We start from the raw sequence: 19069 nt of genomic DNA on the forward strand, positions 1-19069 counted from the left end.
AACGGTGTTGCCGGACAGGACACCCGGCGACTTGGAGGCGGAGCCTTCCGCGCCGGCGTCGGCAGCGGCGGAGCCGGCTGCGCCGAGAATGGCGGTGGCGGCCAGAGCGGCGGCAGCAAAGGCAGTACGAACACGCATGGTTGTGCTCCTTCAGGTGGAGGCGATCACTCAAGTCGTTCTCCGGCGGGCGGCTGCGTTAACACCCGTGCCCCGAAGAGACCAGCCGCGTCACCCGCTCGGGCCAAGCGGCCATGGGCCACCCGGCGCACCCTGAGGGGGCGGGCGGCCGCTGCTAGCCTGCGCCCATGATCAAGGGGAGATCGTTCGGCGGGACAGGCCGGATAGGCCGGATAGCGGGGGGCAACAGGTCAGAGCGTGTACTGATCGTGGCCAGCTTCGTGAACCGGGTCGGCAACGGACTGTTCAACTCGGCGTCGGCGCTCTACTTCACGCTGGTCGTGGGACTGCCGGCAGTGCAGGTGGGTGCCGCCCTCACGGTCGCAGGCCTGATCGGCCTGCTCGCGGGGATACCGGGAGGGCACCTGGCCGATCGACGCGGGCCGCGCACGATCATGATGCTCGCTCTGGCGGTTCAGGCGGGGGCGATGTCCGCTCTCATGCTCGTGGAGAGCTGGGTCGGCCTCGCGGTCATCGCCACCGTGGACCAGCTTGCCGCAGCCACTGGTGGCGCGGCCTGGGGAGCTCTCGTGGTGCGGGTCGGTACCGACCGCCCGGCACTGTTCAGGGCCAAACTGCGGACGTACGTCAATCTGGGCGTCGTCCTGGGAACCGTGGGTGCCGGATTCGCGGTGGCGGCGAATACGCGTACGGCCTACACCGTGCTGATTCTCGGCAATGCGGCCAGCTTTGCGCTGTGTGCTCTCTTCCTGTTCCTGCTCCCCAACTACCGGGCCATGGCGCCACCGCCGAGGCAGCGCCGCTGGATCGCTCTCACCGACCGTCCGTTCGTGACCTTCACGGCCCTCTTCGGTGCGATGGGACTGCAGTACCCGGTGGTGTCCCTGCTGCTGCCGATCTGGATCTCGGAGCACACCGACGCGCCGCGCTGGACCGTGGCCGCGGTATCCGCGATCAATTCCGCGGTCTGCGTCCTGTTGCAGACCAGAATCGGATCCCGCATCGAGACCCCTCACGACGGCGGCAGAGCGTTCCGCACGGCAGGGCTGCTCTTCCTCCTCAGCTGTCCGATGATGGCCCTGAGCGCGCACGCTCCCATGTGGGCGGCCGCCGGCCTCGTCATAGCGGCGATCTTCGTGCACAGCCTCGGGGAGATCTGGGAGTCCTCGGCCGGTTTCGCCCTGGGCTTCGGCCTGGCACCGGACCATGCCCAGGGGCAGTACCAGGGCCTTCTCGGGATCGGCTTCAGTGCGGGCCAGGCGCTCGCGCCCGCCATCCTCACCACCGTCGTGCTGGGACTGGGCACGACCGGCTGGCTCCTGCTCGGCGCGTTCTTCGCCGCCGTGGGCGCCGCCGGGCCGTCGCTCGAACGCTGGGGCACGCGAACCCGGCCCCGGCGGGAAGCTGCTGCCGCTACCGCTGTCGGGGGGAATTGATGGCGAGCTGGTGCAGGTCTTCCAGGGCGTCGAGGAGGACGGTGCGCTGGTGCCACTTGATCCAGCTGCCGAGGGTGCGGCCGGTGGCGTCCAGGGCCCGCAGCTGCGCCTGGGTGAAGCCGAGCAAAGGGCTGGCGTGGTGGGAGGAGATGACTCCGAGGACGGTGTCCTGGTCGTCGACGAGCGGGATGCTGTGGCAGGCGCGGCTGCCGGCGGTGAGGATCACCCGGCGCGTTTCGTCATCGAAGCCGGCCGATGAGGCCACCTCCTTGACGGTGACCTGGTGGCTGGCGGCGGCGGCGCGGGCGCACGAGGTGTTGCCGTCGACGAAAGCGAAGTAGTCGGTGAACTGCCGTGACAGACCGGCATGTTTGGCCATGCGCAGCACGCCGTCCTCGACCAGCTGCACGTTTCCCATGTCCGTACCGGTGACGGTCAGGACGCGCTGCAGCGCGGCGCCCAGGACCTCGCCCTGGTTGGCCGCGTTGAGCGTGCCGGCCTCGAGCGCGGCCAGGTCGGGTATCGGATGCTGTGCACGGCCGCTGAGCCACACCCGGGCACCCGGTGCGGGTCCCGGTGTCCGGGCCACGGCGGCGGCCAGCTGGTGCAGTTTGATGTTGGCGCGCTGGGATGCCTGGCGCAGCAGCGTGAACGCCGCCTCGGCGTTCGCCAGGCGATACCGCTCGACCAGCACGCCCTCGGCCAGGGCGATTCTGGTGCGCGCACGCGCCTGGACCTCGAGCTCGGACACCTGCTCGCGCAGCTGCTCGGCGGTGGCCCTGAGCTGTTCCGACTCTTCGGCGGGGGAGAGGGACAGCGGGGACCCGGGCTGGTCGTCGGGCGAGGGCACGGATGGCATGTTCGTCACGTTGTCTTCCATGGCGGCACCCGCACCGTCTTTCTCATCGATCAGTGAGCAGCGGCCGTGAAGCTGTCACGCCGATGCCGGCCAGGTCCAGCCCGGTTTGCTGGGTGGCCCGCTGCTCTCACACATGGCGACCTTAACCCGGCGTGTTCGCCGTGTGATGACCCCCCTGAAAGTCGGACGCCGCAGCAAGCGGTTGCGGGGTGCGGGCCGGTGAATCGGGGCTCAGGACGAAGCCGGTCACAATACCGACTTGCGGGGCACTTGAGCGAGAGGTGTCTCTTGAGTGGGGTAGATAGGGGGGCGAGAAGGCGAATGGCGAGGACGACTCTGAGATCGCCTCGCGACGCGACGCGACATCGGAGGGCACATGGTGAAGTACAGCTTCACGACGGAGGCGGGGCACCAGCTCGGGGTGCCCCTGGCGAGCGAGCCGGACAAGGCGGCAGCCCAGCTCAAGGGACGCCTGGAGGACCTGGGGCTGACGCATGACCACTTCCGGGTGAGCGTCGAGGGGTCCAAGGTGACCGTCGCCGGGGATGCCGCCATGCAGGAGCAGAAAGAGAAGATCCTGCTCGCGCTGGGCAACGTCGTCGGGGTGACGGAGGTCGAGGACCGGGTGGACGCCGGGCAGGAGGGGCTTGCCCCGCGCTTCGTCACCGTCCAGGAAGGCGAAACGCTCGCCGACGTGGCCCGGCGCATCTACCACGACCCCGCCGCCGGCAAGCGGCTCCTTGCCGCGAACCATCCCGTCCTGGCCGACGCGAACGACCTCTTCCCCGGACTGGTGCTACGCGCCCCGGCGTAGCGGCGCGGCGGAGGAGACGAGCGTGGCGGCGAGGGTGCCCCACAGAGCGGTGGCGCCGTGCAGGGCGAGCACGGTGATGACGGACGGCGAGACGGCGAGGCCGAAGCCGGTGGAGATCTCGAAGCGGGCCAGGGTACGGGCCGGGGCGCGGGCTGATCTTGAGGGTGGTGGGCATGGGGCCCACCGTGCGTCCGGCCGCCCGGAGGTGGCCCGCCGGTTGACGGGCCCCGTCAACCGGCGCCTTCAGTGGCCGTCCGGCCAGCGATGATGAAGGGATGACCTTGCGCATCGACCTCCCCGGCCCGCCGTCCGACCGGCTGAGGTTCGCCGCATCCCCGCTGGCCGAGCTGACCGCGATGCTGCATGTGCTGGCCGCCCCCGCGCATCATCCGCATCTCGCCGGCTGGGCCGCGGACGTGCGCACCTCGCTGCGACCGGAGCTGGCCGAGCGGTTGCGGGAGGCGGAGTTCCTCTGGCGTTCCTCCCAGGCCGACTTCCTGCTCCCCGCACGCCCGCACCCCACGCTGGCCCGGGAGCTGGACGACGTGGACCGGATCGATGACGACACGTACGTGACCGCCGCGCTGGTCACCACGTGCGGCAGCAACCGGGTGCGCACCGCCGCACCATCACCCCTCACGGATGCGGCTGCGCGCGAGCGGGCCCTGGATCTGGCCCAGGCCCGCGGGGCGCGCCAAGAGGCCTTCGCCGAACGGCTGCTCGCGGATCCCGCCGCGCTGCGGGCACGGGTGCGCCGCACCCTCGAACAGTGCGCCGAGGCCTTCTTCGACGCCGCCTGGAGCGGCGCCGCCATACAGCTCGCCGCCGACCTGCGCCTGAAGAACGACCCGCTCAAGCACCAGGGCATCGGGGCGGCGCTCGCGTCGGTCTCCGGCGCGGTGGCCCTGGCGCCCGGCGGCGACCGCATCATCGTGGACAAGCTGCAGGACAAGGCGACCGCCGCCCATCCCGGCGGGGTCACCTTCATCCCCAGCGTCTTCAACAGCCCGCACCTGGTGGTGGTCCACGCGCCCGGCTGGCAGCCGGTGGTGCAATACCCCGTGACGGAGCCGGACCCCCCCCGGGCCGGTGCCCCTGGAGACGGTCGGGCTGCGCCTTGAGGCACTCTCCCATCCGGTCCGGCTGCGGCTGCTGCGTACGTTGGCCCGCGGCCCGCACACCACCGGCGAGCTGGCCCACGCCTGGCAGCTGACGCCCCCCGAGGTCTCCCGCCACCTGGCCGTGATGCGCCGCGCCGGCCTGCTGACGGCCCAGCGCAAGGGCCGCTACATCCACTACGCCCTCGACCTGCCCGCGATGACGGCCCTGGGCACCGATCTGCTGGCGGCCGTGCTGCGCTAGGAGCAGAGTTCGCGGAGCGCCCCGACCAGTGAGCCTCAGCTCCGGGCCGGCGAGGAAGCGGGCCACGCCACGTCGTCCACCTCGAGCCACGGCGCGACGGCCACGCCCGCAGGCGTGAGCCCGGCGAACGCCCGCACCTCGCGGTGCAGGTGGGACTGATCGACGTATCCGCACTCGGCGGCGACACCGGCCGCGGAGCCTCCCGCCGCCAGCAGATGGACGGCGTGGTCGAACCGCACAAGGCGGGCGGCGCGTTTGGGCGGGATGCCGAGCTGGGCGTGGAAGCGGGCCGAGAGGCGCTTGCGGCTCCAGCCGACCTCCTGCGCCAGGCCCTCGACCCGCACCCGCCCCCTGCTGGTGTGCGTCCGCCGCCAGATGTGGGCGACCTCCGGATCGATCGGTGGCCGGTCGCCCAGCCTGCGGCCGATGAGTTCTGCCGCGGCCGTGAACCTCTCGTCCCACGACCCGGCACCCCGCAGCCTGGCCTCGGCCCGCTCCGCGTCGGGTCCCCAGACGTCTTGCAGGGACACCACCGCCCCGGTGAGTTCGGCCGATGCGCCAAGGACCGCAGCCGCCACCGTCGGCTCCAGCCGGATCTGGAGACATGCGCCCCGCCTGGCGCTGGCCCGCAGAGCGCCGGGAAGCAGTCCGATGACTACACTGCCGCAGCCGGGCCGGCCACCGGCGTCGTAGGCGAGTTCTTCCTCCTCGCTCAGGTCGACGAGCAGGGTGATGGACGGGTGCGCGACCATGGCGATCTCCACTGGTTCGGGGACCCGGTAGCGGAACCCGGCCATGGCGACCCCCGGCAGCCGAACCGACGGGCGCGGAACCGCGATGTCGAACATCGTCCAGTCGAATGCTCTCGTCCCCGTCGGCGGCATGCCGTCAGCCTAGGCCTCGGGGGAGGGGGCGTCAGCGCCTGCCGCGGTGAAGTCCAGCAGCAGCTCGCTGGTCGCCTCGGGCGCTTCGAGCAGCGGTATGTGCCCGACCTCCGGAAGCAGTTCGACCCGCGCGTCGGGGACAGCCTCGTACCGGCGCGCCGACGACGGCTCCCAACGGGGGTCGGCGGCACCGGAGATCACCAGGACCGGGACATCGAGCGCGGCCAGACGCCGGGGCACGCTGCGCTCGGCGATGTACGCGGAGTTCGCGCGCAGCACGGCCCGGAACGCGCCATACGTGATGCCCCGCACCCCGGCGACCAACTCGTCCGGGACCTCCACCGCGCGGGCGGTCGTCGCCCTGATCCCGCTGCGGACCCATGCGTCCGAACGCATCGACCAGACGAGCCGGCCGAAGGGCGGGCCCAACAGGACCCGAAGGATCAACGGCTGGGGCAGGAGCGCGTCCAGACTCGGACCGGTGCTGATCAGCGCGATCGCACCCACCAGGTCGGGACGCTGTTCGGCCAGTGCGGTCGCGACATAACCCCCGCTGGAATGCCCGGCCACGGACACCTGACGCAGACCTAGGTCGTCGAGCAGCGCCGCCAGACGGCCCGCTACGGCCGGTACGTCGTAGGACGCCGCGGGCGGCGACTGGCCGCAGCCCGGGAGGTCGACCCGGATGACGTGATGACGTGCGGCGAGCGCCGGGATCGTCGGCAGCCAGGAGCCGCCCGAGGCTCCCGAGCCGTGGATGAGCAGCAGCGGCGGCGCCTGCCGCGGACCGTCGTGAACCACGTGCATCCCGTGCGAGAGCTCAGCTTCATACGCATTCATGCCTGGGATGGTGCACGGGCCGTCGAGCGCCAGTCTTGTACAAATGTCGTCTGCACTGGCGCCGGGGGCGGCTTCCCCCCCTCATCGCGACCGGCGTCGTGACCGGTGTCGCGACAGGTCAGCGCCCGGTGGAACCGTCGATCTGCTCGCGCAGGATGTCGGCGTGGCCCGCATGACGGCCGGTCTCCTCGATCATGTGCACCAGGACCCAGCGCATCGAAGGAGCCGGCCCCCGGCGTGGGGCGCGCGGGGCGGGAAGAGCCAGATCCGGGCAGGCGTCGATGGCCTGGTTCGCGAGCTCTACGGCGTCCCGGTAGCCGGCGAGCACGCTGTCGACGGTGTCCTGCGCGGACGGCCGCATCGTGGCGCGCCAGTCCCCGGCATCTTCGCCCAGGAAGTAGAACCGTTCGACGCACGTCAGGTGCTTGAGCAGGCCCAGGAGATTGGTGCCCGAGGGGACTTTGCCCGTGCGCACCTGCGGTTCCGGTGCGCTTTCGACCTTGTCGGCGATCGCGTTCCGCAGATAGTCGAGGAAGCCCCGCAGGGTGGCCTTCTCGTCGGCGCCGGTCCGGGGAGGGCCGGTGTCCTTGGCCCGGGTCCGGGGGCGCTGTGTACGGTTAGCCGGCATCGAACGGCTCCTTTCCTGCGGGGAGTTGAAGAGGTCGCGAGGTCATCGGGGCGTACGCTCGATGAGCAGGACGTTGTCGATGACGGTGGCCGTTTCGCCGGCGGGTCCGGTGGCCCGGCGGTGGGGCATGTCGGCGCGCAGGATGGACCAGTGCGCGGGGTCGAGGGCGAGTTCGGCGGCGATCTCGGTGGGCGTGGGGTAGTGGATGTCGGGGTTCTGGTCCCAGGACCAGGGTGCGGTGGAGCCGTGGTCGACGATCAGCAGGAGGCCGCCGGGCCGCAGGGCGCGGGCGGCGGTGCGCAGGACGTGGCTGCGGGGCAGGGCGAACGGGGTCTGGAAGTACTGGGCGGAGACGAGGTCGAACCGGCCGGCCGGGAAGCTGACGGCCAGGTCGTGCTGCTCCGCGGCGATCCGGTCCGCGATGCCGAGATCGCGGGCGCGTTCCCGTACGCGTTCGACGGCAGTGGTGGAGATGTCCACGGCCGTGACCTGCCAGCCCTGCCGGGCGAGCCAGATGGTGTCGCCGCCTGCGCCGCATCCCAGGTCAAGGGCGGCGCCGGGGTGCAGCGGTGCGGCGGTTTCGGCGAGCAGCGGGTTGACGCGGGCGCTTGTGGCGGGGCGGGCGCGGTAGTGCCGCTCCCAGAACAGCTCGGCGTCCTTGCCCGCCGTGTTTGTGTCGCCTTCGGCGTCGGTGTCGGTGTCGGTGTCGGGTCCCGGGCGTCGGGTGGAATCCATGTGCGTCGTTCCCCTTGCTTCCCTCGTCGGCCCGCGGGCCGAACGGATCCGATAGGAGCCGTCGACGCCGCGGTGATGTACCGACAGCATCGGCAGCACCGTTTCGCTCTTGCAAGGAAAGTTGCGGATCCGCATTATCGGGGGCATGGACAACCCCGTAGACCCCACAGGAGACGTTCTGGCCGGAGTCGGACCGCGGCTGCGCGCCCTGCGCCAGGCGCGCAGCGCCACGCTGGCGGCGCTGGCCGGGGAGACCGGCCTCACGGCGAGCACGCTGTCCCGTCTGGAGAACGGCAAGCTCCGCCCCACGCTGGAACAGCTGCTGCCCCTGGCCCGGGCACACGGCGTCCCGCTCGACGATCTCGTCGCCGCGCCGCCCACCGGCGACCCCCGCGTGCATCTGCGACCCGTGCGGCGATCCGGCCTCGTGATGGTGCCGCTGACCCCGCGGGCCGGCGGCATCCAGGCCTACAAGGTCATCTATCCGCCCGCCGGACAGGCACGCACCAGGAACCTGCAGACCCACGAGGGATACGAGTGGTTCTACGTCCTCGACGGGCACGTCAGGTTCATCCTCGGCGAGCGGGAGTTCCGGCTCGGCGCCGGAGAGGCCGCGGAGTTCGACACCCGCGTACCGCACTGGATCGGCAGCGCGGACAGCCAACCCGCGGAGCTGCTCGCCCTGTTCGGCGCGCAGGGCGAGCGCGCACATCTGGCACCCGCCGGGCACTGACCTTCCGCATCCCGGCGCGCATGCTCACTTCTGCTTCTGCTTCTGCAGAACCCCCGCCTTCACGCACGACGCCATCACCGCGAAGTTCCGGCCCACCTCCTGCTCGCCGATCACGAACGGGTTCGGCCGGGTGCCGTGTGCACGCAGTGCATCGATATTGCGGGTGCCCATGACCAGGAACGGATGGGTGCTCAGTACGGAATCGACGTGCTGCTTCCCGGCCGCCTTACGGAAGGCGGCCAGGGACGCGGCCATCTGCAGGCGCCCTTCGAGCGTGGCGGGCTGGGCCGTGCCGCCCCAGATCCCGGCGACGTGCCGACGCCCGTCGAAGTCCCTGACCGACACAGTGATCGACACCGTGCCCGGGGTGTGCCCCGGCGTGGGCAGCAGGTGCATGCGGGTGGAGCCGAAGGTGAGCGTGGTCGGCCCGGAGATCGCGCGGTCGAGGGGTTTCAGCGTCGCCGGGAGACCGGCTTCGCCCGCCGCGCCTGCCACGACTTTCGCACCGTAGGTCTTCTTGAGGTAGGTGGCGCCGCCGTAGTGGTCCTCGTGTTCGTGGGTGAGGACGATGTGTGTGATGTCCTTCGGGTCGAGGCCCGCCGCGGTCAGGCCGGGGACGATGACGTTGCGTGCGTCGGACTCGTTCCACAGGGCGTCGACGAGGACGATCCCTTCAGTGGTTTTGATCGCGTAGGCGCTCGTGCCCGGGTAGCCGAGGAACACGACGTTCTCGAAGATGTGCTCGCCGTTGTAACCGGTGTCCCGGTCGGCCAACTGCTCCGCCCACTCGGGCGGGTTGCCCGTCGGCGAGACGGTCTCGATCTGCCGGCACCACTCGACGCGGGCGTTCTGCAGGAAGGGCGTGGTGCGCGTCGCGTGGGAGGCGTCGTCGAGGGCCTGCCGTACCTGTGGTGTGTGCTTGCCGTCCGCGGAGGCTGAGCTGCCCGCCGCCGCGGTCGTGTCGGGCGGACCCGCCGCACAGGCCAAGCCGACGACCACACCCGTCATGACCGCAGCCGCAGTACGCAACGCGTGCCGAGCCGTACGTGCCGCGCTCGCAGTTCTTCCTGGCTCCATCGCTTCCGCTCCTTCACCGGTCGGACATTTCTGCAGCCGTCCGGACGGTAGTGAGGTGCACGGGCCCTGCGGGATGGACGGTTTCTCCACCGATGCCTGCCGAGGCGGGAGAACTTCTCCCTGTCCCTGCCGCGACCGCCTGCCTACGGTGAGCGGGCTCGCCTGGCAAAACGGTCGTTCGCCCAGCACGGGGACATGCGTTTCCCCAGCACAGGGACATGAGTTCACCCAGCACAGGGACATGAGGAGTCGTCGATGACGGAAGCCGGGACACTGCGCCGCAGCGCACTGCGCAAGGTCGCCCGAAGGTTCATCCCCTTCCTGGGCCTCGTGTACTTCGTCAACTATCTGGACCGCACGAACATCGGCTTCGCCAAGCTGACGATGAGCGAGGACCTCGGGCTCACGGAGACCATGTTCGGACTCGCCTCGGGGCTGTTCTTCATCGGCTACCTGCTGTTCGAGGTGCCGAGCAACCTAGCCCTGCACCGCTTCGGCGCGCGGCGCTGGATCGCCCGCATCATGGTGACGTGGGGACTGTGCGCGATGCTCCTCGCCTTCGTGCAGTCCTCCGGGCAGCTCTACGCGGTGCGCGTGCTGCTTGGCATCGCGGAGGCGGGCTTCTTCCCGGGCATCATGCTGTTCCTGACGTGGTGGCTGCCCAGGGCCGAACGGGTGCGGCTGATCGGTGTGTTCCTGGTCGCCATCCCCCTGTCCAGCGCGGTGGGGGCGCCGCTGTCCACCGCGATCATCACGTACTTCGACGGGTTCCTGGGGCTCGAGGGCTGGCGGGTGATGTTCCTGCTGGAAGGCGTGCCGGCCGTCGCGCTCGGCGTGATCTGCTGGTTCTACCTCACCGACCGGCCCGAGGACGCCACATGGCTCACCCCCGACGAACGCCGTGCGCTCACCTCCGCCCTGGAAGCCGAACGGGCCGAACTCGCACCGGCCGCGGAGGGCTCGCCCTGGCGTGCCCTGCTCAGCGGCAAGGTGCTCGCCCTGGGCGGCATCTACTTCGGGGTCGTGTACGGCCTCTACGCCCTGTCGTTCTTCGGGCCGACGATGGTCGCCGGGTTCTCCGACCGCTTCCACACCGAGTTCAGCCTGGTGCAGACCGGCGCCATCGTGGCCATCCCCTTCGTCGCCGGAGCGATCGCGATGGTGCTGTGGAGCCGCCACTCGGACCGCACGGGGGAGCGGCGCTGGCACCTGGCAGGACCGGCCGTCGTGGGCGGCCTCACGATCCCGGTCGCCCTGTACGTGGATTCCCCCTACGCGGTCATGCTCCTGGTCACCGTCACGGCGATCGGCATCTTCTGCGCACTGCCGGCCTTCTGGCACTTCCCGCCCACGGTCCTGACGAGCGCCGGAGCGGCGGCGGGAATCGCGCTCATCAACACCCTGGGCAACGCTTCGGGCTTCCTCGCCCCGTATGTGACGGGGTGGGCCCGCGACGCGACCGGGGACCTCGACACCGGACTGTGGATCGTCGGCATCGTGATGGTGGCATCCGGGGTGGGCGCGGCCGTACTGCGCGAGGGGCCGCGGGCAAAGGGCGGTGACACGGCGGCACTTGCTCCTCCGACCGCCGAAAGGGCCGTCGGCTCGTGAGAGCCTCTGCCGGGACTGGGTGAAGCCAACCCCATTTCCCTTTGCGGCAGTTGACTGGCCGATCATCTGTATCGCGCTCGGCGAAACCACCCGAGCAAGGGCGGTGGCACCAGTACGTTCGGACCTCCAGACCACGATTTCGCCAGTGCGGAGGAACAGTGCTGCAAGGTATGACTGCTGTCGTCACCGGGGGATCGCGGGGCATCGGCCGGGCGATCGTCGAGCGTTTGTGCCGCGACGGGGCGGAGGTGGTCTTCAACTATGCCACCAGTGAGGAAGCCGCGGCCGACGTGGTCCGAGTTGTGCAGGCGGACGGCGGCAAGGCCCGGGCAATGCGGCTGGACCTGAGGGAGTCGGACGGGCCGGAGCGGCTGATGGAGGCCGCCGAGGCGCATCTCGGCGGCCTGGACATCCTGGTGAACAACGCTGCCGTGTCTTTCACGCCGACCCCGCTCGCCCAGACCGAAACGGAGGTGTTCGACGGCGTGATGGCGGGCAACACCAGGGCGGTCTTCCTGACCATGCGTTATGCGGCCCGGCACATGCGCGACGGCGGCCGGATCGTGAACATCTCGACGATGAACACCGTGCGGCCGGTCCCGGGCATCGGGCCGTACGCGGCGAGCAAGGGTGCCATCGAGCAGCTGACGGCTGTAGCGGCCCGGGAGCTCGGGTCGCGCGGCATCACCGTCAACACCGTCTCTCCCGGGGCGACCGACACCGAGATGCTGCGCGGAACCAATCCGCCACAGGCTCTCCAGGCGGTCACCGGCATGACACCTCTTGGCCGGCTGGGGCAGCCGTCCGACGTGGCCGATGTCGTCGCGTTCCTCACCGGCCCGGACGGGCGGTGGATGACCGGCCAGAACCTGCGGGTGACGGGCGGGCTCTCCTGAGCGCCACCGCCTTTCGGCCCGGGCCGCTCGTCAGCCGAGCCGCCCCGCCAACTCGTGCAGACGCAGCGCGAGTTGGATGTCCAGAGCCCGGTCCGCCCCGCGCCAGCCCTCGCCGAGCAGGTCGTCGGCCCGGTTGAGGCGCTGGTAGAGCGTATTGGCGTGGATGTGCAGGTCCGAGCAGGTGCGGGCGTGGTGCTGTGCGTTGGCCAGGTAGAGCGAGATCGTCGCCGCCAGGTCGCCGCCCCGGCCCCGTTCCCGGTCATGGTCGAGCAGCGGGCCCACGGTCGCGCGCACGAACACCCTGGCCTCGTCGGTGCCCGCCTGGGTGAACAGGGAACGGTAGGCGCCCAGTTCGGCCGGCTCGGCCACCGCTCCGTGCCGGCCGAGGGCCCGCAGCATCGTCGCCGTCTGCCGCGCCTCCCGGTGCGCCCGGCGGATCTCCGCGACGCCGCGCCCGCACGCGGCCACGCCCACGGGCCCGGAAAGACCGCGCGGCTCCATCAGCGCCCTGAGCGCGGCCAGGTCGAGACCGGGCACCAGGAACGTGATGTGGTCGCCGAGCTGGGCGCTCCAGCCCGATGTCTCCTGGGCGAGCCTGGCGATCTGGTCGGCCGTGTGGTCGGTGTCGCGGGCCTCCACGACGGCCACGGCCGCGACGGAGTCGACGTCCATGCCCGCGCCCAGCGCGCGGCGCCGCACCCCGGCCTCGTCGGCCTCCGCGGAGAGCAGTGAGGTCAGCACCTCGCCGCGGGTGCGCAACTGCGTCTCCAGGACCGAGCGTTCCAGCGCGGCCACCAGTGCCACGGTGAGCGCGCCGATCGACAGCAGCCGTACGTCCTCGTCGTGAAACTCCTGCTCCCCGGTGGCGACCAGTGAGCCGGCCTGCCCGCCGCGCACGACGACAGGCAGCGCCACACCGTGGCGGCCGTCGTGCCGGAAGGGGCGGGGGGACTGCGGCTCGTCGTCCGTCCAGGACGCAGGGCACACGCACTCCGGGCCGGCGAGCAGAGCGCCGTGCGAATCGAGGACCGACACGGTCAGACCGGTCGCGCCCGTGATGGTCTCGGCGACCTGGCGGTAGCCGCCCCCGCCGACCACCACGTCCGTGAGCCGGTCGCGCAGCTCCGCCTCCGAGCGGCGCAGGGAGTCGCTGCGCCGCAGCGTCAGATTGGCCTCGCGCAGATCCGCGATGAGCGCGGCATTGCGCAGCGCCACCGCCGCGTGAGCCGCCAGCGCGGCGAGCAGTTCCACCTCGCGGTCGGTGAAGGTGCGCGGGCCGCGGTCGGCGGCGAGCAGCACCCCGACCGGCTCGTCGTCGACGATCATCGGCACGCCCAGGATCCCGCCGAGCTGCTCGGCCGCCGCCGCCCGGTTGACGGCCGGGGTGCGGGTGAGGGCCGGGTCCTCGCGATAGCAGGTGGTGGACCTCGGCGCCCCGCTGCGCAGCACGAGCCCGCCGAGCCCTTCTCCCGGTTCGAGTTCGATGCCCCGCAGGGTCGAGCCCATCGACCCGTCGACGGTCTCGATCCGCAGCCGCTGGTCGTCGTGGCGGACCATGATGTACGCGAGGTCGACGGACAGCAGCCGCCGCGCGTGCGCCGCCACCTCCCGCAGTACCCCGCTGGAGGCGGTCAGTGCCCCCAGGCGCCGGGCCAGGTCATTGAGCGCCGACAGCTCGGCCGACTCCCGCTGCTGGCGGGTCATGCGCCGCAGGATCTCGCGGGCATGCGCGGCGGAGTCCTCTACCTCCTCGGCGGAGCGCCCCTCGGCGACGAGCGCCAGGCGCAGCGAGTCGATCGCGTCGGGGGAGGGGGCCTCGGACAGCAGCCGCAGCCAGCGATTCTCGGTCGTATGCACGCCTTCATGATGCAGTGGGTCCCGGAAGCGCACGGTGGAGGGTCTCTCCGTGGCGGGGGCCGGAGCGTGGAGATTGTCTCCGTACGGATCGCCGCGCCGCCGTGTTTCGATCGACATCAGCAGCACCGCCCGCGCCGGCCCGGCTGTACTGCGCAAAGGAGACGGATACAGGTATGCATGCCACCGGAATGCCCGCCTCGGGGCGAACCCACCGAGAGGACACACGATGAGCGCCGCGGTCGTTCGAGAGATCCTCGAGCACATCCCAGCCGACCGGGTACTCACCGATCCGGACAGCGTCGAGGCCTTCCGCAGTGACCAGGCGGCATGGGCGCCCAGCGGTCGCCCCGCGGCCGTCGTCCGCGCGACGTCCACCCAAGACGTCGCCGAGACGGTCCGCGCCTGTATCCGTCACCGCACCCCCGTCGTCGCCCGCGGAGCGGGCACCGGCCTTTCCGGGGGCGCCAACTCCGGTGAGGGGTACGTGGTCGTGGCGCTGGAAGCCATGGACCAGATCGTCGACGTGAACCCATTGGAGCGGTTCGCGGTCGTCCAGCCCGGCGTCATCAACGACCATCTGCGGGAGAGGGCCGCCGAGCACGGCCTGTGGTACCCGCCCGACCCCGCCAGCTCCCCCTGGTCGACCATCGGCGGCAACGTCGCCACCAACGCCGGCGGGGCCTGTTGCGTCAAGTACGGCGTCACCGGCGACTACGTCCTGGCCCTGGAGATGGTCAACGGCCTGGGCGAGATCGTGCGGCTGGGCCGGCGCACCGCGAAGGGCGTCGCCGGATACGACCTGACGGGGCTCGTCGTCGGCTCGGAGGGAACGCTGGGCATCATCACGGAGGTGACCGTCCGCCTGCGGCCCCTGCCGCCGGCCGCGGTCACGGTCGCCGGGCACTTCGGCTCCGTCGTCGACGCGGGCGCCGCCGTACGCGCCGTCGCCGCGGCGGGTCTGACCCCCTCGGCACTGGAACTGATCGACCGCCATTGCCTGCAGGCCGTCGACGCGTGGAAGAACATGGGCCTCTCGCTCGACGCCGACGTGGTGCTCCTGGGCCGGATCGACGAGCCGGGCGAGACCGGCGCCGCCCAGGCCGAGCGCATGGTCGAGTGCTTCCGCGGGGCAGGCGCCTCCTGGGCCGAGCGCTCCACCGACGAACACGAGGCCGACGCCCTGTTCGCGGCCCGCCGCCTCGCCTACCCCGCCCTCGAACGCCTGGGCCCGGTCCTGACCGAGGACGTCTGCGTGCCCAAGGAGCACATCCCGGAGATGCTGGGCCGCATCGAGAAGACCGCCAACCGGCACGACATCCTCATCGCCAACATCGCGCACGTCGGCGACGGCAACCTGCACCCCCTGCTGATCACCCCGCCCGGCGACGACGCCGCACGCACCCGCGCCCAGGCGGCCTTCACCGAGATCATCGCCGACGCCATCGCCCTGGGCGGCACGGTCACCGGCGAGCATGGAGTGGGCCTGCTCAAACGCCCCGGCCTCGCCGCGGAGATCACACCGGAGGTCATGGCCATGCAGCAGGCCGTGAAGCACGCCCTCGACCCGCACGGCGTGCTGAACCCCGGCAAGGTGCTGTCCTGAGCTTTTCGCTGCCGACGTTGACGGTGCGCCGCTGAGAGGGTTGCCTCTCGCTGAGGATGAGGTGCGGGAGAGTCCCGCACCAGAAGGGGAGACATCACCTCATGGCATCTCAGCGAGGACTCGGCGTGGCCGTCATCGGCACCGGGAAGATGGGCGCGGATCACGTACGCCGGCTCCATGAGGTCGTCAGCGGAGCGCAGGTGACGGCCGTCGTCGACATCGAGGCGGACCGGGCGAAGTCCCTCGCCGACGCGATCGAAGGCTGCACGGCCTACACCGAACCGGCGGCCGCCCTGGCGGCGCAGGACGTGGACGCCGTCCTCATCGCCTCTCCCGGTCCGGCCCACGAGTCGGCCCTGATCGAAGCCCTCGGCCGTGATCTGCCGGTGCTGTGCGAGAAGCCGATGACCCCGGACACGACCTCCGCGCTGCGGATCCTGGAGGCGGAGCAGCGGCTCGGCCGCCGACGCATCCAGGTGGGCTTCATGCGGCGCTACGACACCGACTACGCCAAGCTCAAAAGGCTCCTGGACGGCGGCGAGTTGGGCAGGGCGCTGATGCTGCACCAACGCCACCGCAACCTGGACATGCCGCCGGGCTTCACCGACGAGATGCTCATCAGCAGCTCGGTCTCCCACGAGGTGGACGCGACCCGCTGGCTGCTGGACCAGGAGATCACAGCGGTCACCGTCCACAAGCCGGCGCCCACTTCGCACGCCCCGGCCGGCATGAACGATCCCCAGTTCATCCTCTTCGAGACCGCGTCGGGCGCACTCGTCGACGTCGAGATCTTCGGCCACTGCGGCTACGGCTACCAGGTACAGGCCGAGGCGGTCTGCGAACGCGGCGTCGTACGCATCGGCGACGAGCCGGGCCCCCGGGTAAGCGCCGAAGGCCGCTGGGGAGGCCATGTACCGCCGGACTACATCGAACGCTTCGAGGACGCCTACGACCGCGAGGTGCAAGCGTGGGTGGACGCCACCCGCAGAGGCGAGATCACCGGCCCGAGCACCTGGGACGGCTATGCGGCATCGGCGGTGTGCGAGGCGGGTGTGGTGTCCCAGCGGGAGGGCGGACGCGTCGAGGTCGCGATGGTGGAGCGGCCTGCGTTCTACGAGTAGAGGAGCCGGTACGGCAGGACGCGTGGAGCGACGCGATGCCGGGCAACGGCCCTGAACGCCTGCCGGTCCGGACGGAGAACGCCCGGACCGGCAGGGCCAGTTGCTTCGCGGACGGGGCGGCTACGGGCGGACCGTGAGCACCAGCTTGCCCGTTACGCGGCCCGTCTCGCCCTCCGCGTGGGCCTTGGCCGCGTCGGCGAGCGGGTACGTGTCCGAGACGTGGACCCGCAGCTTGCCCGACTCGACGAGGGCCGCGACCGCCGCCATGCCCGCCTGGTCGTGCTCCACCAGCATGTCCGTGGCCCGTACGCCCAACTCGTCGGCCCGTGCGGTCACTTCGCCGAAGTTGCCCGGCAGGATCGAGACGAGGATGCCGCCCGGCTTCAGTACCTCCAGGGAGCGCAGCCGGTCGTCGCCGCCCAGCGGGTCGAGGACCACGTCGATGTCGCGGGCCTCCTTCACGAAGTCGGCGTTGCGGTAGTCGATGACCTCGTCCGCGCCCAGGCCGCGCACGAAGTCGTGCTTGGCGGCGGAGGCGGTGCCGATGACGTACGCGCCGCGCGCCTTGGCGATCTGCACCGCGACATGCCCCACGCCACCGGCCGCCGCGTGCACCAGCACCCGCTGTCCTGCCTCCACCTGGGCGTTGTCGACCAGTGCCTGCCAGGCGGTCAGTGCGACCAGGGGCAGCGCGCCTGCCTCGACGTGGCTCAGCCCGGCGGGCCTGGGCACGAAGGCGCGGGTGGGGCCGGTCACGTACTCGGCGTGCGAACCGGCGCCGTAGGGGTAGGGCAGCATGCCGAACACCTCGTCGCCCGGCTTGAACAGCGAGACGCCGATGCCGACCGCCTCGACGACACCCGATACGTCCCATCCGAGGGTGAAGGGCGGCTGGCCCAGGAAGGCGCCGAACCTGCGGTGCTTCCAGTCGGTCGGGTTGACGCCCGCCGCGTGCACGGCGACGAGGATCTGCCCGACGCCGGGCTTGGGGCGGGCGACCTCGACCTCCCTGAGGACGTCGGGGTCGCCCAGGACGTCCTGGGTGATCGCCTTCATGGTGGGCTCTGCGGTCTGGGATGTGGCGTTCGTGGTCATGGACCCAGCCTGCGTCAAGGGCCTGACCTCGGCAATGGCAAGATTGCCATTAAGCGATAGGATCGTGCCATGGCCTCGATGGAATTCCTCCCCGGCCGCCCGCACCGGGTGGTCGTCCTCGCGCTCGACGGCGTCTACCCCTTCGAGCTGGGGATCCCGAACCGGGTTTTCACGATGGTTCCCGGTGCGTACGAGGTGGTGACCTGCGCGGCGACGGAAGACCGCACGGTGGCCACCAACGCCGACTTCACCGTCACCGTCGGGCACGGCCCCGAGGCGCTCGACAGTGCGGACACGGTGATCGTGCCGCCGTATGACCTGCAGTTCATCACTGCCGAACTGCCGGATCCGGTGCGCGACGCGCTCGCCCGGATCAGGCCCGGCACGCGGATCGTCTCCATCTGCACGGGCGCCTTCACGCTCGCCGCGGCCGGTCTGCTCGACGGGCGGCCCGCGACGACGCACTGGGCCCTGGCGGACCATTTCCGGCGGATGTACCCCCACATCGCCCTGGATCCCGACGTGCTCTTCGTCGACGACGGCGACGTGCTCACCTCGGCGGGCGCCGCGTCCGGCGTCGACGTGTGCCTGCACGTCGTGCGCTCCGATCACGGCAGCGCGGTCGCCAACCGGGTCGCCAGGCACTGCGTCGTCCCGCCGTGGCGGGAGGGCGGCCAGGCCCAGTACATCGAGCAGCCCGTCCCGGACGAGGGTGCCACCGGCACCGCCGCCACCCGCACCTGGGCCCTGGAGCACCTCGACAGGCCGCTCGCCCTGCGGGAGTTGGCCGCGCACGCCCGGATGAGCCCGCGCACCTTCGCGCGCCGCTTCCAGGAGGAGACGGGCATGAGTCCCGGCCGGTGGCTGATCCAGCAGCGGGTGCACCGGGCGCGGCATCTCCTTGAGTCCAGTGACCTGTCGGTCGACCGGGTCGCGGCGGAGGTCGGCTTCGCCACCGGGACATCACTGCGGCAGCACCTGCACGCGGCCATCGGAGTGTCGCCGCAGATGTACCGGAAGACGTTCCAGGCGGGGGCCCCGGTCGGCGGCGCCCGGGTGGTCCCGTCGTAGCGGCTCGGCACCCACAGTTACATGCATCAGCCAGCTATCCGAGGTGGGGTTGCACTGGATTCGTTACTGCACGCAAAGGTGCGTGCACTGAAAGTAAGGAACAAGCATGGGTAACCGTCAGTCCCCCCAGGACAAGAGCCGCGCCCGCCGCGAGCAGGAGCGCAGCAAGCAGCAGCCCCGTCGGCCGGAAGAGCAGAACGACGTCGACAGGGTCGAGGAGAACCGTCGCCCCGAGCCCGGCCGCAAGCCGGCCGGCGACATGGACTTCTAGGCTGACGGCCTGACCGCGGCGCCCCACCTGCCCCTTGC

Annotated in this window: 18 protein-coding genes and 2 pseudogenes; 10 read left to right on the forward strand and 10 right to left on the reverse strand. The window is 71.2% G+C overall.

Annotated features, from left to right (window positions below; all coding sequences use genetic code 11):
- On the reverse strand, positions 1-138 hold a 138-nt coding region (locus ACWFR3_RS43795; protein WP_453740304.1), incomplete at its 3' end, for a chaplin family protein.
- Positions 139-386: 248 nt separating this feature from the next.
- Here ACWFR3_RS43795 and ACWFR3_RS43800 point away from each other — a divergent pair.
- A complete protein-coding gene (locus tag ACWFR3_RS43800; protein WP_453740287.1) occupies positions 387-1574 on the forward strand; it encodes an MFS transporter in 1188 nt (395 codons plus the stop codon).
- On the opposite strand, the gene ACWFR3_RS43805 is transcribed toward ACWFR3_RS43800, so the two are convergent.
- Complete coding sequence (locus ACWFR3_RS43805) at positions 1552-2454, reverse strand: ANTAR domain-containing protein (protein ID WP_453740288.1); 903 nt, start codon at positions 2452-2454, stop codon at positions 1552-1554. The genes ACWFR3_RS43800 and ACWFR3_RS43805 overlap by 23 nt on opposite strands.
- 355 nt (positions 2455-2809) lie before the next feature.
- Between ACWFR3_RS43805 and ACWFR3_RS43810 the strand changes: the two genes are divergently transcribed.
- Positions 2810-3247 (forward strand): BON domain-containing protein, encoded by a 438-nt coding sequence (locus tag ACWFR3_RS43810; RefSeq protein WP_453740289.1) that lies wholly within the window; start codon positions 2810-2812, stop codon positions 3245-3247.
- Here the strand turns inward: ACWFR3_RS43810 and ACWFR3_RS43815 are convergent.
- Positions 3230-3403, reverse strand: a pseudogene (locus ACWFR3_RS43815) (MFS transporter); the annotation flags it as partial. The gene ACWFR3_RS43810 and the pseudogene ACWFR3_RS43815 sit on opposite strands and share 18 nt — an antisense overlap.
- A gap of 119 nt (positions 3404-3522) precedes the next feature.
- On the opposite strand from ACWFR3_RS43815, the pseudogene ACWFR3_RS43820 reads away from it, so the two are divergent.
- Positions 3523-4609: pseudogene (locus ACWFR3_RS43820) on the forward strand (DUF5937 family protein).
- A gap of 35 nt (positions 4610-4644) precedes the next feature.
- Here the strand turns inward: ACWFR3_RS43820 and ACWFR3_RS43825 are convergent.
- The 4 genes from ACWFR3_RS43825 to ACWFR3_RS43840 form a co-directional block, all read right to left on the reverse strand.
- Entirely contained in the window at positions 4645-5493 is an 849-nt protein-coding gene (locus ACWFR3_RS43825) for a helix-turn-helix domain-containing protein (protein WP_453740290.1), read from the reverse strand.
- Positions 5494-5502: 9 nt separating this feature from the next.
- On the reverse strand, positions 5503-6333 hold the full coding sequence (locus tag ACWFR3_RS43830; RefSeq protein WP_453740291.1) for an alpha/beta fold hydrolase: 831 nt from the start codon (positions 6331-6333) through the stop codon (positions 5503-5505).
- Between the two features lie 118 nt (positions 6334-6451).
- Positions 6452-6961 (reverse strand): DinB family protein, encoded by a 510-nt coding sequence (locus ACWFR3_RS43835; protein ID WP_453740292.1) that lies wholly within the window; start codon positions 6959-6961, stop codon positions 6452-6454.
- A 42-nt stretch (positions 6962-7003) separates the two neighbouring features.
- Positions 7004-7696, reverse strand: coding sequence for a class I SAM-dependent methyltransferase (locus tag ACWFR3_RS43840; RefSeq protein ID WP_453740293.1), 693 nt, complete (start codon positions 7694-7696; stop codon positions 7004-7006).
- Between the two features lie 145 nt (positions 7697-7841).
- Between ACWFR3_RS43840 and ACWFR3_RS43845 the strand changes: the two genes are divergently transcribed.
- A complete protein-coding gene (locus ACWFR3_RS43845; RefSeq protein ID WP_453740294.1) occupies positions 7842-8429 on the forward strand; it encodes a helix-turn-helix domain-containing protein in 588 nt (195 codons plus the stop codon).
- A 24-nt stretch (positions 8430-8453) separates the two neighbouring features.
- On the opposite strand, the gene ACWFR3_RS43850 is transcribed toward ACWFR3_RS43845, so the two are convergent.
- Positions 8454-9506 (reverse strand): MBL fold metallo-hydrolase, encoded by a 1053-nt coding sequence (locus ACWFR3_RS43850; RefSeq protein WP_453740295.1) that lies wholly within the window; start codon positions 9504-9506, stop codon positions 8454-8456.
- A gap of 255 nt (positions 9507-9761) precedes the next feature.
- On the opposite strand from ACWFR3_RS43850, the gene ACWFR3_RS43855 reads away from it, so the two are divergent.
- Both ACWFR3_RS43855 and ACWFR3_RS43860 read left to right on the forward strand, forming a co-directional pair.
- The gene (locus ACWFR3_RS43855) at positions 9762-11117 is read left to right on the forward strand and encodes an MFS transporter (RefSeq protein WP_453740296.1); all 1356 of its coding nucleotides are present in this window, start codon (positions 9762-9764) and stop codon (positions 11115-11117) included.
- Positions 11118-11287: 170 nt separating this feature from the next.
- Positions 11288-12013, forward strand: coding sequence for an SDR family oxidoreductase (locus tag ACWFR3_RS43860; protein ID WP_453740297.1), 726 nt, complete (start codon positions 11288-11290; stop codon positions 12011-12013).
- Positions 12014-12043: 30 nt separating this feature from the next.
- On the opposite strand, the gene ACWFR3_RS43865 is transcribed toward ACWFR3_RS43860, so the two are convergent.
- Complete coding sequence (locus tag ACWFR3_RS43865) at positions 12044-13870, reverse strand: GAF domain-containing protein (protein WP_453740298.1); 1827 nt, start codon at positions 13868-13870, stop codon at positions 12044-12046.
- 226 nt (positions 13871-14096) lie between these two features.
- Between ACWFR3_RS43865 and ACWFR3_RS43870 the strand changes: the two genes are divergently transcribed.
- Complete coding sequence (locus tag ACWFR3_RS43870; RefSeq protein WP_453740299.1) at positions 14097-15473, forward strand: FAD-binding oxidoreductase; 1377 nt, start codon at positions 14097-14099, stop codon at positions 15471-15473.
- Between the two features lie 101 nt (positions 15474-15574).
- Complete coding sequence (locus tag ACWFR3_RS43875) at positions 15575-16594, forward strand: Gfo/Idh/MocA family protein (protein ID WP_453740300.1); 1020 nt, start codon at positions 15575-15577, stop codon at positions 16592-16594.
- A gap of 120 nt (positions 16595-16714) precedes the next feature.
- On the opposite strand, the gene ACWFR3_RS43880 is transcribed toward ACWFR3_RS43875, so the two are convergent.
- Entirely contained in the window at positions 16715-17689 is a 975-nt protein-coding gene (locus tag ACWFR3_RS43880; RefSeq protein ID WP_453740301.1) for an NADP-dependent oxidoreductase, read from the reverse strand.
- A 69-nt stretch (positions 17690-17758) separates the two neighbouring features.
- Here ACWFR3_RS43880 and ACWFR3_RS43885 point away from each other — a divergent pair, with 69 nt between their 5' ends.
- Both ACWFR3_RS43885 and ACWFR3_RS43890 read left to right on the forward strand, forming a co-directional pair.
- Entirely contained in the window at positions 17759-18760 is a 1002-nt protein-coding gene (locus tag ACWFR3_RS43885) for a GlxA family transcriptional regulator (protein ID WP_453740302.1), read from the forward strand.
- 106 nt (positions 18761-18866) lie between these two features.
- The gene (locus ACWFR3_RS43890; RefSeq protein ID WP_453740303.1) at positions 18867-19031 is read left to right on the forward strand and encodes a hypothetical protein; all 165 of its coding nucleotides are present in this window, start codon (positions 18867-18869) and stop codon (positions 19029-19031) included.
- Positions 19032-19069: the final 38 nt, after the last annotated feature.

It is taken from the genome of Streptomyces sp. NPDC055189 (assembly GCF_053606765.1).

What these genes read in the sequence shown, in the direction of transcription:
- ACWFR3_RS43805 (WP_453740288.1), bottom strand. Translation starts at nt 2,454, where the DNA reads ATGGAAGACAACGTGACGAACATGCCATCCGTGCCCTCGCCCGACGAC.
- ACWFR3_RS43810 (WP_453740289.1), top strand. Translation starts at nt 2,810, where the DNA reads ATGGTGAAGTACAGCTTCACGACGGAGGCGGGGCACCAGCTCGGGGTG.
- ACWFR3_RS43825 (WP_453740290.1), bottom strand. Translation starts at nt 5,493, where the DNA reads ATGCCGCCGACGGGGACGAGAGCATTCGACTGGACGATGTTCGACATC.
- ACWFR3_RS43830 (WP_453740291.1), bottom strand. Translation starts at nt 6,333, where the DNA reads ATGAATGCGTATGAAGCTGAGCTCTCGCACGGGATGCACGTGGTTCAC.
- ACWFR3_RS43835 (WP_453740292.1), bottom strand. Translation starts at nt 6,961, where the DNA reads ATGCCGGCTAACCGTACACAGCGCCCCCGGACCCGGGCCAAGGACACC.
- ACWFR3_RS43840 (WP_453740293.1), bottom strand. Translation starts at nt 7,696, where the DNA reads ATGGATTCCACCCGACGCCCGGGACCCGACACCGACACCGACACCGAC.
- ACWFR3_RS43845 (WP_453740294.1), top strand. Translation starts at nt 7,842, where the DNA reads ATGGACAACCCCGTAGACCCCACAGGAGACGTTCTGGCCGGAGTCGGA.
- ACWFR3_RS43850 (WP_453740295.1), bottom strand. Translation starts at nt 9,506, where the DNA reads ATGGAGCCAGGAAGAACTGCGAGCGCGGCACGTACGGCTCGGCACGCG.
- ACWFR3_RS43855 (WP_453740296.1), top strand. Translation starts at nt 9,762, where the DNA reads ATGACGGAAGCCGGGACACTGCGCCGCAGCGCACTGCGCAAGGTCGCC.
- ACWFR3_RS43860 (WP_453740297.1), top strand. Translation starts at nt 11,288, where the DNA reads ATGACTGCTGTCGTCACCGGGGGATCGCGGGGCATCGGCCGGGCGATC.
- ACWFR3_RS43870 (WP_453740299.1), top strand. Translation starts at nt 14,097, where the DNA reads ATGAGCGCCGCGGTCGTTCGAGAGATCCTCGAGCACATCCCAGCCGAC.
- ACWFR3_RS43875 (WP_453740300.1), top strand. Translation starts at nt 15,575, where the DNA reads ATGGCATCTCAGCGAGGACTCGGCGTGGCCGTCATCGGCACCGGGAAG.
- ACWFR3_RS43880 (WP_453740301.1), bottom strand. Translation starts at nt 17,689, where the DNA reads ATGACCACGAACGCCACATCCCAGACCGCAGAGCCCACCATGAAGGCG.
- ACWFR3_RS43885 (WP_453740302.1), top strand. Translation starts at nt 17,759, where the DNA reads ATGGCCTCGATGGAATTCCTCCCCGGCCGCCCGCACCGGGTGGTCGTC.
- ACWFR3_RS43890 (WP_453740303.1), top strand. Translation starts at nt 18,867, where the DNA reads ATGGGTAACCGTCAGTCCCCCCAGGACAAGAGCCGCGCCCGCCGCGAG.